General features: G+C 43.4%; 2 protein-coding genes. Both read right to left on the minus strand.

The features are described 5' to 3' along the window. The coding region (locus AC1M9C_RS14920; protein ID WP_481589654.1) for a CoA-transferase at positions 1-110 on the minus strand (110 nt) is incomplete at its 3' end. Between the two features lie 20 nt (positions 111-130). Then, a partial coding sequence (locus AC1M9C_RS14925) for a 3-oxoacid CoA-transferase subunit A (protein ID WP_481953976.1) occupies positions 131-463 on the minus strand: 333 nt, incomplete at its 5' end.

A 463-nucleotide genomic window follows, 5' to 3' on the forward strand; every position in this document is an offset into this window, starting at 1 on the left:
CTCGAGATCTTGGTCGGTAAACCAATGCCAAGGTTGACATAAGCACCATCAGGAATATCTTGTGCAACACGTTCAGCAATTTGATCACGGGTTAATTTTTGATAACTCATTGTATTTCTCCAATCTCAAATTACTGCGCAGGTTGAACTTGTACAACGTGTTGTACAAAGATCCCAGGGGTGATGATGTGTTCAGGATCTAAGGCACCGAGTTCCACGACTTCTGATACTTGTGCGATGGTGATATCTGCTGCCATGGCCATAATTGGACCAAAGTTACGTGCAGATTTACGGTACACCAAGTTCCCCCAGCGATCGCCCTTATGCGCTTTAATTAACGCAAAGTCAGCTTTGATTGGATTTTCTAAAACGTAGTCTTTACCTTCATAATTCATGGTTGGTTTGCCTTCAGCAAGCAAAGTACCAAAACCTGTTGGTGTGTAGATTGGACCTAAGCCCATACC

It is taken from the genome of Acinetobacter sp. 24-47-39, from assembly GCF_056783825.1.